At 61.9% G+C, this 13,179-nt stretch carries 12 protein-coding genes; 10 read left to right on the top strand and 2 right to left on the bottom strand.

Going from position 1 to position 13,179, the window contains the following annotated elements:
- Nucleotides 1–69 precede the first annotated feature (69 nt).
- From ACX3P0_RS20590 to ACX3P0_RS20580, 3 genes are read left to right on the top strand one after another with little or no spacing between them, the layout of a single operon-like run.
- On the top strand, nt 70–1,029 hold the full coding sequence (locus ACX3P0_RS20590) for a carbohydrate ABC transporter permease (RefSeq protein WP_459078821.1): 960 nt from the start codon (nt 70–72) through the stop codon (nt 1,027–1,029).
- A complete protein-coding gene (locus tag ACX3P0_RS20585; RefSeq protein WP_459091433.1) occupies nt 1,026–1,970 on the top strand; it encodes a carbohydrate ABC transporter permease in 945 nt (314 codons plus the stop codon). Before ACX3P0_RS20590 ends, ACX3P0_RS20585 begins: the two co-directional genes overlap by 4 nt.
- Nucleotides 1,971–1,974: 4 nt before the next feature.
- Nucleotides 1,975–3,087 (top strand): ABC transporter ATP-binding protein, encoded by a 1,113-nt coding sequence (locus tag ACX3P0_RS20580; RefSeq protein ID WP_459091431.1) that lies wholly within the window; start codon nt 1,975–1,977, stop codon nt 3,085–3,087.
- A 33-nt stretch (nt 3,088–3,120) separates the two neighbouring features.
- On the opposite strand, the gene cydB is transcribed toward ACX3P0_RS20580, so the two are convergent.
- Nucleotides 3,121–4,131, bottom strand: a complete 1,011-nt coding sequence (gene cydB, locus ACX3P0_RS20575; RefSeq protein ID WP_459091429.1) for a cytochrome d ubiquinol oxidase subunit II — start codon at nt 4,129–4,131, stop codon at nt 3,121–3,123.
- Nucleotides 4,131–5,540 (bottom strand): cytochrome ubiquinol oxidase subunit I, encoded by a 1,410-nt coding sequence (locus ACX3P0_RS20570; protein WP_459091427.1) that lies wholly within the window; start codon nt 5,538–5,540, stop codon nt 4,131–4,133. Before ACX3P0_RS20570 ends, cydB begins: the two co-directional genes overlap by 1 nt.
- 293 nt (nt 5,541–5,833) lie before the next feature.
- On the opposite strand from ACX3P0_RS20570, the gene ACX3P0_RS20565 reads away from it, so the two are divergent.
- From ACX3P0_RS20565 to ACX3P0_RS20535, 7 genes are all read left to right on the top strand, one after another.
- Nucleotides 5,834–6,667, top strand: coding sequence for an HAD-IIB family hydrolase (locus ACX3P0_RS20565; RefSeq protein WP_459091425.1), 834 nt, complete (start codon nt 5,834–5,836; stop codon nt 6,665–6,667).
- Between the two features lie 348 nt (nt 6,668–7,015).
- Nucleotides 7,016–8,095: an ABC transporter ATP-binding protein gene (locus ACX3P0_RS20560; RefSeq protein WP_459091423.1), complete on the top strand. Its 1,080-nt coding sequence runs from the start codon at nt 7,016–7,018 to the stop codon at nt 8,093–8,095.
- 9 nt (nt 8,096–8,104) lie between these two features.
- The gene (locus ACX3P0_RS20555) at nt 8,105–9,172 is read left to right on the top strand and encodes an ABC transporter ATP-binding protein (protein WP_459091421.1); all 1,068 of its coding nucleotides are present in this window, start codon (nt 8,105–8,107) and stop codon (nt 9,170–9,172) included.
- Nucleotide 9,173: 1 nt separating this feature from the next.
- Nucleotides 9,174–10,040 (top strand): carbohydrate ABC transporter permease, encoded by an 867-nt coding sequence (locus ACX3P0_RS20550; RefSeq protein WP_459078813.1) that lies wholly within the window; start codon nt 9,174–9,176, stop codon nt 10,038–10,040.
- Nucleotide 10,041: 1 nt separating this feature from the next.
- Entirely contained in the window at nt 10,042–10,956 is a 915-nt protein-coding gene (locus ACX3P0_RS20545) for a carbohydrate ABC transporter permease (protein WP_459078812.1), read from the top strand.
- Between the two features lie 43 nt (nt 10,957–10,999).
- Nucleotides 11,000–11,287 carry a DUF2160 domain-containing protein gene (locus ACX3P0_RS20540; RefSeq protein WP_459091419.1) on the top strand — a complete coding sequence of 96 codons (288 nt, stop codon included), beginning with the start codon at nt 11,000–11,002 and terminating at the stop codon, nt 11,285–11,287.
- A 75-nt stretch (nt 11,288–11,362) separates the two neighbouring features.
- Nucleotides 11,363–13,087, top strand: a complete 1,725-nt coding sequence (locus tag ACX3P0_RS20535) for an ABC transporter substrate-binding protein (RefSeq protein ID WP_459091417.1) — start codon at nt 11,363–11,365, stop codon at nt 13,085–13,087.
- Nucleotides 13,088–13,179 lie beyond the last annotated feature (92 nt).

The following is a 13,179-nucleotide window of genomic DNA, read 5'->3' as shown; positions in this document are numbered from 1 at the left end:
GATGGGCTGCCTGCCCATCTGCCTGGCGTCTGACGGCGTGGGGTGCGCTACGGTTACGGGAGGGGAACAATGAGCACGGTTGCCGAAACCGCCGTTAACCTGACGCCAAAAAGGGGTTCGGGACCGCGGCGCGCGGTGCGGTCGCGGCTGCAGGATGCCCTGCCCAAGATCGTGCTGGCACCAAGCTTCGCGATCACGGTCATCTTCGTCTACGGCTTCATCCTGTGGACGGTTTATCTGTCCTTCACCAACTCCAAGACCTTCCCGTCCTACGAGCTTACCGGCGCGGGCGCCTATCAAAAGCTGTGGCGCTGGACCTTCGAGAACGACCCGCCGTCGGGCTGGTACACCTCCATCACCAATATGGGCATATTCGGCTTTCTCTACATCAGCATCTGCCTGGCGATCGGCCTTTGCCTGGCCATCCTTCTCGACCAGAAAATTCGCGGCGAAGGCGTGCTGCGCCCCATCTATCTCTATCCGATGGCGCTGTCCTTCATCGTCACCGGCGTGGCCTGGAAATGGTTCCTCGATCCCGGCCTCGGCCTTGAGCAGACGCTGCATGCCTGGGGCTGGACGAGCTTTCATTTCGACTGGATCAAGAACAAGGATTTCGTCATCTACACCGTGGTGATCGCCGGCGTCTGGCAGGCTTCCGGCTTCATCATGGCGATGTTCCTGGCGGGCCTGCGCGGCATCGACGGCGAGATCCTGAAGGCGGCGCAGATCGACGGCGCGACCACGTTCCAGCTTTATCGCCGCATCGTCATCCCGATGCTTCGGCCGGTATTCCTGTCCGCCTTCATCGTGCTGGCGCACCTCGCCATCAAATCCTACGACCTGGTCGTCGCGCTGACCAGCGGCGGTCCCGGCGGCTCCGCCTGGCTGCCGTCGAACTTCATGTACGAATATACGTTCAAGCGAAACCAAATGGCCGTGGGTTCGGCCAGCGCCATCATCATGCTGATGGCCATCGTGGCGATCATCGTACCCTATCTCTACTCGGAACTGCGGGAGAAGCCGCGATGAGCGCCGCTGCCGCCACCGACCGGCCAAAACCCTTGGGCATCAGCACAAGGACGCTAAACCGGATCGTCATCTACGGCTTGCTGGCGATCTTCGCTCTCTTCTACCTGATGCCGCTGTTCGTCATGCTGGTGACCTCGTTCAAGACCATGGACGAGATCCAGAACGGCACCATGCTGGCGCTGCCCAGGGAACCCACCATCGCGCCATGGGTGAAGGCCTGGGGCGGAACCTGCGTCGGCCTGACCTGCGCCGGCATCAAGGGCTATTTCTGGAACTCCATCAAGATGGTGGTTCCAGCCGTGCTGATTTCGACGTTTCTCGGCGCGTTGAACGGCTATGTGCTGACCAAATGGCGGTTCCGCGGCGCGACGCTGGTGTTCGGGCTGATGCTGTTCGCCTGCTTCATTCCGTTCCAGTCGGTATTACTGCCGATGGCGACGATCCTCGGCACGTTGGGCCGCTTCGGCGCGACCCTGGACAACCTCACCGGTTTCCGCTTCGGCCTCGGCAATCCGACGGTCAACCTGGTGTTCGTCCACGTCGTCTACGGCCTCGGCTTCACCACCTTGTTCTTCCGCAATTACTACGAGGCGTTCCCGACCGAATTGGTCAGGGCAGCACAAGTCGACGGCGCCGGCTTCTTCCAGATCTTCCGGCGCATCATGCTGCCGAACTCGCTGCCGATCTTCGTCGTTACCGTCATCTTCCAGTTCACCAACATCTGGAACGACTTCCTGTTCGCCTCGGCCTATGCCGGCACGGGAGACGCGATGCCGATGACGGTGGCTCTCAACAATGTCGTCAACACCTCGACCGGCGTGGTCGAATACAACGTCAACATGGCGGCGGCGATGATCGCGGCCCTGCCGACGCTCCTCGTCTATGTCGTCGCCGGCCGCTATTTCGTGCGCGGCCTGATGGCGGGCGCCGTCAAAGGATGATGCAATGGCATTTCTAGAAATCGATGGGTTGAAGAAGCGGTTCGGCACGGTCGACATTCTCAAGGGGATCGACCTCGACCTCGACGAGGGCGGCTTCCTGGTGCTGGTCGGCCCTTCCGGCTGCGGCAAGTCCACCCTGCTCAACACCATTGCCGGGCTGGAGCCGATCACCGAGGGCGAAATACGGGTCGAGGGACGCGCGATCAACGATCTGCACCCGTCGAAGCGCGACATTGCCATGGTGTTCCAGAGCTATGCGCTCTACCCCAACATGACGGTCGCCGGAAACATAGCCTTCGGCATGGAAATGCGCGGCGTGCCGGCTGCCGAGCGGCAGGTGGCCATCGACAAGGTCGCCAAGGTTTTGCAGATCGAGCACCTGTTGAAGCGCAAGCCGAGCCAGCTATCCGGCGGCCAGCGCCAGCGCGTCGCCATGGGCCGGGCGCTGGTGCGCGACCCGAAACTGTTCCTGTTCGATGAACCGCTATCGAATCTCGACGCCAAGCTGCGCGTCGACATGCGCGTCGAGATCAAGCGCCTGCATGCCAACACCGGCAAGACTATCGTCTACGTCACGCACGACCAGATCGAGGCGATGACGCTTGCCACCAAGATCGCGGTGATGCGCGACGGCGAGGTGCAGCAGGTCGGCACGCCGGCGGAAATCTACAACAACCCGTTCAACCTTTTCGTCGCCGACTTCATGGGATCGCCGGCCATGAACCTCATTCCGGCAACGATCGAGACGAAGGACAACGCCCTGAACGTCGTGCTCGAAAGAGAGGGCGCGCCGATCCTGCTGCCCCTGGCGAAGGCGCCGGCCGGCCTTTCCGCCTTTCAGGGCAAGCCGATCATTTTCGGGATCAGGCCCGAGGCGCTGACCGACCCGGACGGGGCCGAGCGCAACGCCTCGACCATCGCGACCGCCGATTGCCATATCGAAGTGGTCGAGCCCGCCGGTTCCGATACCTTCGCCATCACCAATCTGGGCGGCAAGGCCGTGGTTGCCAGGCTTCGCGCCGACGCCAACATTCAGTCCGGGGCTGACGCGCCGCTGGCCTTCAACCTGTCGAAGGCGGTGTTCTTCGATCCGGCAACCGAACGGCGCATCGCCTGACGCATCGCCGTCTTCCGCAAGAGCCGTCGTCCGTCAGTGATAGCCGATGTCGTGGCGTACCTTGCCGCGGAACACCCAGTATGACCAGCCGGAATAGACGAGGATGATCGGAAGCAGGAACAGCGTTCCGACCAGCAGGAAGGCCTGCGTCGAAGGCGACGACGCCGCTTCCCACAGCGTGAAGGTGTGCGGCACGATGAACGGCCACAGGCTGACCGCGATGCCCAGATAAGACAGCGTAAATAGAATGACCGCGCCGATGAACGGCCCGGCATGCGAGTTGCCCCAAAGCGACCGCCACGTCAGGAAAGCCGTCAGCAGGGTAAGGAGCGGGATCGGCGCCAGGATCAGGACATTCGGCCAGGAGAACCAGCGCTCGGCAATCTCGGCGCTGACCAGCGGCGTCCACAGGCTGACCATGGCCACCCCGGCCAGGACGCCAAGCAGGCTGAAGCGGCCATGCTTGCGGGCGCGCTTCTGGATATCGCCCTCCGTCTTGAGGACGAGCCAGCCCGCGCCCAGAAGCGCATAGCCGAAGACAAGTGCTACGCCTGTCAGCAGCGCGAACGGCGTGAAGAAATCGAGCGAACTGCCGACGAACTCGCGTCCCTCGATCTTGAAGCCCTGAATGTAGGAGCCGAGCATCACGCCCTGCGCGAAGGCAGCGACAGCCGATCCATAGCAGAAGCCGTGATCCCAGAACGTCTTGTGCTCGACGTCGCGGAACCGGAACTCGAAGGCCACCCCCCGGAAAACCAGGGCCAGAAGCATGACCAGAATCGGAAAATAAAGAGCGGGAACGATGATCGCAAAGGCAAGCGGGAAAGCCGCCAGCAGCGCCAGGCCGCCAAGCACGAGCCATGTTTCGTTGCCGTCCCAGATCGGCGCGATCGAATTCATGACCAGGTTGCGGGACTGCAGATCGGGTTCGAACCCGTAGAGAATTCCGACGCCCAGATCAAAGCCGTCGAGCAGCACGTAGAAGAAGATGCCCGCGGCAAGGATCATCGCCCAGATCGGGACAAAGCTCAGCATGGTGTCCATCATGCTTCTCCCTTGGAATGCAGTTCGACCGTGATCGGCTGGCTTGGTCGGCCACCCTCGATCAGCGGTTCGTCGTCTTCCGCGTCATCGGGCGAGGCGTCATGCGGTCCCTTGCGGATGATACGGAGCATGATGAATGCGCCGGCGGGGAAAATGATGAGATAGACCGCCATGTAGAAGAGCAGCGAAGTGAGGACGTTCCACCCCGTCAACGAAGGCGAGACGGCGTCGGCGGTCCGCATCAGCCCATAGACGACCCAGGGCTGGCGCCCCACCTCGGTCGTGGTCCATCCGGCAAGGACGGCGATGAACCCCATCGGCCCCATGAACAGGCAGGCGCGGAGGAAGTTCGGACTTTCGAACAACCGCCCCCGCCAGCGCAGCCACCAACTGGAAACCACCAGCGCCAGCATCAAAAGGCCGATGCCGACCATGGCGCGAAAGGCAAAAAACGGCAGCGCGACCGGCGGCCGCTGGTCGGCTGGAAAATCCTTGAGGCCCCGGACCGTGCCGTCCAGGCTGTGTGTCAGGATCAGGCTGCCGAGCTTGGGAATCTCGACGGTGAAGCGGTTGGCTTCCGCCGTATCGCTGGGAATGGTGAAAAGCACGAGCGGCATCCCGCTCTGGGTTTCCCAAAGCGCTTCCATGGCGGCGACCTTGGCCGGCTGGTGCTCGAGCGTATTGAGGCCATGCTGGTCGCCGATGAAAATCTGCATCGGCACCAGGATCGTCAGCAACCACAGTGTGACCGATAGCATCGTGCGGGCTTCTGCGACGGCTTTTTGCCTGCGCAGCAGATAGGCCCCGACCGCGATCACGACAAAACCGGTGGTGATGTAGAAGCCGACGACCGTATGGGCGAAACGGTAGGGGAAGGACGGGTTGAAGACGATTGCAAACCAGTCGGTCGGAAAGAAGCGGCCGTCGACGATCTTGTAGCCGGCCGGCGTCTGCATCCAGCTATTGGCGGCGAGAATCCAGAACGAGGACAACAGCGTGCCGAACGCCACCATCAGGGCTGCGAAGAAATGCGCCCAGGCCGGAACCAGCTTGCGCCCGAACAACAGCACGCCGAGGAACGCCGCCTCCAGGAAAAACGCGGTCAGCCCCTCATAGGCGAACAGGGGCGCCAGCACGTTGGCGGTCACGTCGGAATACCGGCTCCAGTTGGTGCCGAACTGGAAGGGCATGATGATGCCGGAGACGACGCCGATGCCGAAGGCGACCGAGAAAACCTTGATCCAGAATGTCGAAATCCGGAAATAGATGTCCTTGCCGGTGAAGAAATGCATGCCCTCCAGCAGCGCGATGAAGGAGGCCAGGCCGACAGTCAGCGCCGGCATCAATATGTGCCAGCCGATCAGCCAGGCAAATTGCAGCCGGGAAAGGAAAAGTGGATCGAGTTCCATCGCGGTTATCCTGTTCCCGAACGCGACGCTCGACGGTAGTGCCGCGCGTCGACAGTGTGTCACAAGCAGGGCATCCCGTCACTGCCGAAGCAATGCACCATTGCGTGCATGGGACCGTCTGCCGCAGCGCAAGGCTATGCGCGTTCGAAAACAACGTTGTTGACAAAGAACAACTTCAGATGACGTCTGTTCCACACACCCACATCTTCAGCGGACAATACCACGCCATGACGAAAGCTCTTTCCGGTTGTCCGGCGGTCCCAGCCGAACTGGCGCGCGGCGGGACGGTGTGAATGCGGGCGCTGGCCAATTTTCCCGCCGATGCGGCACGGCGCATTCGCGGCGTGTTCTGCGATATCGACGATACGATCACGACCGACGGACGCCTGACCGGCGATGCCTATCGGGCGCTGGAGCGCCTGCATGAGGCGGGCCTCGCGGTTGCGCCGATCACCGGCCGACCGGCCGGCTGGTGCGACATGATCGCCCGCTTCTGGCCAGTAAGCGGCGTGGTCGGCGAAAACGGCGCGTTCTACTTCGCCTATGACGAAGCGGCGCGAAAGATGGTCCGCGTGTTTGCCGCAAGCGATGCCGAGCGCGCCGACAACCGGCGCAAGCTCGCGGCCATCAAAACGCGCATCCTGAGAGAGGTGCCCGGCACCGCCGTTTCCGCCGACCAGGCCTATCGCGAGGCCGACCTGGCGATCGACTTTCGCGAGGACGTTCCCGAACTTCCGGCAAGCGCCGTTCAGCACATCAAGCGCATTTTCGAGGAAGAGGGCGCGGTCGCGAAAATATCGTCCATTCATGTCAATGGCTGGTTCGGCCACTACGACAAGTTGTCGATGACGCGCCGCTTTGCCACGGAGCGGCTGGGCGTCGATCTGGATGCAGCGAAGGACGCCTTTGTCTTTGTCGGCGACAGCCCCAACGACGCGCCCATGTTCGGCTTTTTCCCGAACTCCTGCGGGGTCGCCAATGTCCGCGATTTTTCCGGCCGCATCGAGGCCGAACCGGCTTTCGTCGCCGGCAAGCGGGGCGGCGCCGGCTTTGTCGAGATCGTCGACATGATCCTCGCGCATCGAACTGCGGCCGGGTCCTTGCCGACCGATCCCACAGGGGCCTGACAGGCTTCAAGCCCGACCGGAACCGCCCCGAAAATCCCTTCCCTGCCCGGTTTACCGGCGCGCCAGGCCGTGCGCCGGGCATTCTTGTTCGGTGCTTTGGTAATTTCGTTTGACACTCGTTACAATTTCGAAATAATCAAAACGAACTTCGCTATCGACAATTGCGATGGAATACGAAATTCGGGGGAGCGCTACCAGCCTATCTGCCAGTCTGTTTTGGCCCGTGTTCACGCCGACGGTACGCGAGTATGCTGACCGTTTGGCGGAACTGGTCCAGTGGCGAAAAGGCAAAGGGTGCGAGGGCGTCGACGCCGCCGCCGCGGAGCAGATAGCCTGGGAGGAGGCCTTATGCTGGAATTGAGAAACGTGACGAAGGTGGTGGGCGCGGCGGAGCATATCCGCAACGTGTCGCTGACCTTGCAGCACGGTTCGCTCAATGTCCTGCTTGGCCCGACGCTTTCGGGCAAGACCAGCCTGATGCGCCTGATGGCCGGTCTCGACGCGCCGAGTTCCGGTTCGGTCTGGTTCGATGGCCGCGATGTCACCGGCATGGCCGTGCAGAAGCGCAAAATCGCCATGGTCTACCAGCAATTCATCAACTACCCGGCGATGACCGTTTATGAAAACATCGCCTCGCCGCTGCGCGTGGCGGGCGCGGACAAGGCGACGATAGAAAGAGAGGTGCACACTGCCGCAGCCTTGCTGAAGCTGACGCCCTATCTCGATCGCTTGCCGCTCAATCTGTCGGGCGGACAGCAGCAGCGCACGGCGCTGGCGCGCGCCATCGTCAAAAAAGCCAGCCTCGTGCTGCTGGACGAACCGCTGGCCAATCTGGACTACAAGCTGCGCGAGGAACTGCGCGAGGAACTGCCCAAGATTTTCGCCGCGTCCGGCACCATCTTCGTCTATGCGACGACCGAGCCGCACGAGGCGCTGCTGCTCGGCGGCAATACCGCGACGCTCAGCCAAGGCCGCATCACCCAGTTCGGCCCGACCGTCGAGGTCTTCCGCAAGCCTGTCGACCTGGTCACGGCAAGGACGTTTTCGGACCCGCCCCTCAACACCATCGTCCTGGCCAAGAAGGGCAACCACTTCCTGCTCGACGGCGGCGTCAACCTGCCGGTGCCGGCCGGCTTAACCGGCATCGCCGACGCCAGCTACACGATCGGCTTCCAGCCGCATCACCTTTCGCTGGAACGGCCGAGCGCCGAGGCCGTACCGGTTCGCGCCAAGGTCTCGATCACCGAAATCACCGGTTCTGAAAGTTTCGTCCATCTCGATTTCGCCGATGTGCGCTGGGTCATGCTGGCGCACGGCATCCACACTTTCATGCCGGACGAGGTGGTGGAGGTGTTCATCGATCCGCGCCACATCATGGTCTTCGATGCCGCCGGCCAAGCCGTTGCGGCACAGAAACTTGCGGCCTGAGGGAGAGACATGGCACGCATCGACGTCAACCATATCCGCCATTCCTACCTGGCCAATCCGCAAAAGGACGCCGACTTCGCGCTGCGCGAGGTCCATCATACCTTCGAGGATGGCGGCGCCTATGCGCTGCTTGGCCCTTCCGGCTGCGGCAAGACCACCCTGCTCAACATCATTTCAGGCTTGCTTCGCCCCTCGCATGGCCAGTTGCTGTTCGACGGCAGGGACGTGACCAATCTGTCGACGCAGGAGCGCAACATCGCCCAGGTGTTCCAGTTCCCAGTCGTCTACGACACCATGACCGTCTACGACAATCTGGCCTTCCCGCTGCGCAACCGCGGAGTGCCGGAAGCCGACGTCGACCGCAAGGTGCGCGAGACGCTCGACATGATCGACCTGGCCGACTGGGCCAAGCGCAAGGCTCGGGGCCTGACCGCAGACCAGAAGCAAAAAATCTCGCTCGGCCGCGGACTGGTCCGCTCGGACGTCAACGCCATCCTGTTCGACGAGCCGCTGACCGTCATCGATCCGCATATGAAATGGGTGCTGCGCTCGCAACTGAAGCAGCTCCACCGGCGCTTCGGCTACACCATGGTCTATGTCACGCACGACCAGACCGAGGCGTTGACCTTCGCCGATCAGGTCGTGGTCATGTATGACGGCGGCATCGTCCAGATCGGCACGCCGGCGGAACTGTTCGAGCGGCCGAAACATACCTTCGTCGGCTATTTCATCGGCTCGCCGGGCATGAACGTCATGCCCGTCACGGTCGACGGCAAGACGGCGCATCTCGGTTCGCAACGCATTGCACTGCCTGGCGCGCCGAAGGCGGCGGCCGGTACGATCGAGCTTGGCGTGCGTCCCGAATATGTAAGGCTGGGCAAAGAGGGCATGGCGGTCAGCATCGCCAAGGTCGAGGATGTCGGTCGCCACAAGGTGGTGCGGGCCAATCTGGAAGGCCGTGAAATAGCGGCGATCGTCAGTGAGGACACAGACATTCCGGCCGATCCGAAGGTGCGCTTCGATCCTGCCGGCATCAACATCTATGCCGACTCCTGGCGCGTCGAGATGGGAGCCTGACATGGACAAGACCTTGAACAACAAGGCCTGGTTCCTGGTACTGCCGGTGCTGGTGCTGGTCGCTTTCACCGCCGTGATCCCACTGATGACGGTGGTGAACTATTCGGTGCAGGACACGTTCGGCCGCAACCAGTTTTTCTGGGCCGGTCTTGAATGGTTTCAGGAATTGCTTGGCTCCGACCGCTTTTGGCAAGCGATGGTACGCAATCTGATCTTTTCCTTCATCATCCTGGCCATCGAGGTGCCGCTTGGCATCTTCGTGGCGCTCAACATGCCGAAAAAGGGCTGGGGCGTGCCGGTATGCCTAGTCGCCATGGCGCTGCCGCTTCTGGTTCCGTGGAACGTCGTCGGCACCATCTGGCAGGTGTTCGGGCGCAACGACATCGGCCTGTTCGGCTACACAATCAACGCCATCGGCATCGACTACAATTACGTGCAGGACCCGTTCGACGCCTGGGTGACGGTCATCATCATGGACGTGTGGCACTGGACCAGCCTTGTGGTGCTGCTCTGCTACGCCGGGCTGGTCTCCATTCCCGACGCCTTCTACCAGGCCGCCAAGATCGACGGCGCCTCGCGCTGGGCGGTGTTCCGCTACATTCAGTTGCCGAAGATGAACCGCGTGCTGCTGATCGCCGTGCTGCTGCGCTTCATGGACAGTTTCATGATTTACACCGAGCCGTTCGTCGTCACCGGCGGCGGCCCCGGCAATTCGACCACCTTCCTGTCCATCGATCTGGTCAAGATGGCGCTTGGCGAGTTCAATCTGGGGGAAGCGGCGGCGATGTCGCTGGTCTATTTCCTCATCATCCTGCTTCTGTCGTGGGTGTTCTACACCGTCATGACCAACTACGACGCGGAGCGCTGAGATGGGCGGCGGCAACGAACGAACCGAACAGGCGGTCGCGCCCGGCCAGGCCGCTGTCTTGCCGAGCGAACTTTCGCGGGACGCGCTGGCGCGCCGCATGCACCGGCGCGGCGAAGAATCGCGCTGGTGGTGGGTCATCCCCACGCTCTACATCGTCTTCCTGCTGGTGCCGATCTACTGGCTCGTCAATATGAGCTTCAAGACCAACAGCGAGATCGTCAATTCGCTGACGCTCTACCCGCACGAACCGACGCTGCGCCACTACAAGATCATCTTCACCGACCGGTCGTGGTACTCCGGCTACATCAATTCGATCATCTACGTGGTCATGAACATGGTGATCTCGGTCGCTGTCGCTCTGCCGGCGGCCTACGCCTTTTCGCGCTACCGCTTCCTTGGCGACAAGCACCTGTTCTTCTGGCTCCTGACCAACCGCATGGCGCCGCCGGCGGTGTTCGCGCTGCCGTTCTTCCAGCTCTATTCCGCCTTCGGCCTCATCGATACGCATATTGCGGTGGCGCTGGCGCACTGCCTGTTCAACGTGCCGCTGGCGGTGTGGATTCTCGAAGGCTTCATGTCCGGCGTGCCGAAGGAAATCGACGAAACCGCCTATATCGACGGCTATTCCTTCCCGCGCTTCTTCGTGAAGATCTTCATACCGCTGATCGCGAGCGGCATCGGCGTCGCCTGCTTCTTCTGCTTCATGTTCTCTTGGGTGGAACTGTTGATCGCCCGCACGCTGACGACGACCGACGCCAAGCCGATCGCCGCCATCATGACGCGCACCGTTTCGGCATCCGGCATGGATTGGGGCCTGCTAGCCGCCGCCGGCGTCCTGACGCTGATCCCCGGCGCGCTCGTCATCTGGTTCGTGCGCAACTACATCGCCAAGGGCTTCGCCCTGGGGAGGGTATGATGAGGGGTATCCGTTCCACCACCGTCTCGGCAGGAGGCCGCCCATGACCCTCGACCTCTCCTGGATGGCATGGACGTGGCCGACGACGGCCTTCTTCATCGTCATCGCGCTGCTTTTGGCTGGCATGGGCGCGTGGGAATACGCCTCGCCCGGCGGCAATCCGCGTGTCGGCATCCTGCGCTTCGAGACGACGCGCGGCGACCGCCTTTTCGTTTCGCTGCTTGGCAGCGCCTTCATCCATCTCGCTTGGCTCGGTCTGGTCGGACCGAACCTGTGGTGGGCTCTCGCTCTCTCCGTAGTCTATGCCATCGGGGTATTCCGCTACGTATAGAGGGGAAACTCGTTGGAGCGGCGGCACCGCGCCGGCGCTCTGAAACGCACTCGAAACTGAACAGTGGAGGACATAATGCGACGGCAATTCTTAAGCTCGACAACCGCGCTTATCCTGTTGGTGTGCGCTGGCAACGCCTATGCCGGCATGGATGAGGCAAAGACTTTCCTCGACAAGGAGATCGGCGACCTTTCGACGCTCGATCGCGCCGGGCAGGAAAAGGAAATGCAATGGTTCATCGACGCCGCCAAGCCTTTCCAGGGCATGGACATCAAGGTGGTGTCGGAAACGCTGACCACGCACGAATATGAATCGAAGGTGCTGGCGCCGGCCTTCACGGCCATCACCGGCATCAAGGTCACGCACGATCTTCTGCAGGAAGGCGACGTGGTCGAAAAAATCCAGACCCAGATGCAGACCGGCCAGAACCTTTACGACGGCTGGGTCAACGATTCCGACCTGATCGGCACGCATTGGCGCTATCAGCAGGTGCGCAACCTGACCGACTTCATGGCCAATGAAGGCAAGGACGTCACCAACCCGGACCTCGACCTGGCCGACTTCATCGGAACCTCGTTCACGACCGCCCCGGACAAGAAGCTCTACCAGCTTCCCGACCAGCAGTTCGCGAACCTCTACTGGTTCCGGTACGATTGGTTCAACGACGAGAAGAACAAGGCCGACTTCAAGGCCAAATACGGCTACGACCTCGGCGTGCCGGTCAACTGGTCGGCCTATGAAGACATCGCCGAATTCTTCACCGGCCGCGAGATCGACGGCAAGAAGGTCTATGGCCACATGGACTACGGCAAGAAGGATCCGTCGCTGGGCTGGCGCTTCACGGATGCCTGGCTGTCGATGGCCGGCAATGGCGACAAGGGCCTGCCCAACGGCCTGCCGGTCGACGAATGGGGCATCAAGGTCAATGCCCAGTCGCAGCCGGTCGGCTCATGCGTGGCGCGTGGCGGCGATACCAACGGTCCGGCCGCCGTCTACTCGATCCAGAAATATCTCGACTGGATGAAGGCCTACGCACCGCCGACGGCGCAGGGCATGAACTTCTCGGAATCGGGACCGGTGCCGTCGCAGGGCGAAGTCGCCCAGCAGATGTTCACCTACACCGCCTTTACGGCTGATTTCGTGAAGCCCGGCCTGCCGGTGGTGAATGAGGATGGTACTCCGAAGTGGCGTTTCGCGCCATCGCCGCATGGCGTCTACTGGAAGGAGGGCATGAAACTGGGCTATCAGGACGTCGGTTCCTGGACGTTGATGAAGTCGACGCCGGACGACCGCGCCAAGGCTGCATGGCTTTATGCGCAGTTCGTGACCTCGAAGACGGTGGATGTGAAGAAAAGCCATGTCGGCCTGACCCTCATCCGCCAATCCAGCATCGATCATGAGAGCTTCACGGAACGCGCGCCGAAGCTCGGCGGGCTCATCGAGTTCTACCGTTCGCCGGCCCGCGTGCAGTGGTCGCCGACCGGAACGAACATCCCGGACTATCCGAAGCTGGCCCAGCTTTGGTGGCAGGCGGTCGGCGATGCTTCTTCCGGCGCCAAGACGGCGCAGGAAGCCATGGACTCGCTCTGCGCCGAACAGGAAAAGGTCATGGCCCGCATCGAGAAGTCGGGCGTCCAGGGCGATATCGGTCCGAAGCTGGCTGAAGAGCACGATCTGGCCTACTGGAATGCCGACGCGGTCAAGAACGGCAATCTGGCGCCGCAGCTCAAGATCGAGAACGAGAAGGAAAAGCCGATCACCGTCGACTATGACGAACTGGTGAAGAGCTGGCAGAAGTAATCTGCCCGCACACTTTGCGTCGACAGGAAAAGGGGAGGCCGCGAACGTGGCCTCCCCTTTTTCTGGAGCGCGGGGTGGAAACCACCCTGCAA

It is taken from the genome of Mesorhizobium sp. A556 (genome assembly GCF_054489545.1).
The sequence above is the reverse complement of the archived record's forward strand: the minus strand, read 5'-3'. Positions and strand labels throughout refer to the sequence as shown.

What these genes read in the sequence shown, in the direction of transcription:
- ACX3P0_RS20550 (WP_459078813.1), top strand. Translation starts at nt 9,174, where the DNA reads ATGGACAAGACCTTGAACAACAAGGCCTGGTTCCTGGTACTGCCGGTG.
- ACX3P0_RS20570 (WP_459091427.1), bottom strand. Translation starts at nt 5,540, where the DNA reads ATGGAACTCGATCCACTTTTCCTTTCCCGGCTGCAATTTGCCTGGCTG.
- ACX3P0_RS20535 (WP_459091417.1), top strand. Translation starts at nt 11,363, where the DNA reads ATGCGACGGCAATTCTTAAGCTCGACAACCGCGCTTATCCTGTTGGTG.
- ACX3P0_RS20545 (WP_459078812.1), top strand. Translation starts at nt 10,042, where the DNA reads ATGGGCGGCGGCAACGAACGAACCGAACAGGCGGTCGCGCCCGGCCAG.
- ACX3P0_RS20540 (WP_459091419.1), top strand. Translation starts at nt 11,000, where the DNA reads ATGACCCTCGACCTCTCCTGGATGGCATGGACGTGGCCGACGACGGCC.
- ACX3P0_RS20585 (WP_459091433.1), top strand. Translation starts at nt 1,026, where the DNA reads ATGAGCGCCGCTGCCGCCACCGACCGGCCAAAACCCTTGGGCATCAGC.
- ACX3P0_RS20555 (WP_459091421.1), top strand. Translation starts at nt 8,105, where the DNA reads ATGGCACGCATCGACGTCAACCATATCCGCCATTCCTACCTGGCCAAT.
- ACX3P0_RS20580 (WP_459091431.1), top strand. Translation starts at nt 1,975, where the DNA reads ATGGCATTTCTAGAAATCGATGGGTTGAAGAAGCGGTTCGGCACGGTC.
- cydB (WP_459091429.1), bottom strand. Translation starts at nt 4,131, where the DNA reads ATGGACACCATGCTGAGCTTTGTCCCGATCTGGGCGATGATCCTTGCC.
- ACX3P0_RS20560 (WP_459091423.1), top strand. Translation starts at nt 7,016, where the DNA reads ATGCTGGAATTGAGAAACGTGACGAAGGTGGTGGGCGCGGCGGAGCAT.
- ACX3P0_RS20590 (WP_459078821.1), top strand. Translation starts at nt 70, where the DNA reads ATGAGCACGGTTGCCGAAACCGCCGTTAACCTGACGCCAAAAAGGGGT.
- ACX3P0_RS20565 (WP_459091425.1), top strand. Translation starts at nt 5,834, where the DNA reads ATGCGGGCGCTGGCCAATTTTCCCGCCGATGCGGCACGGCGCATTCGC.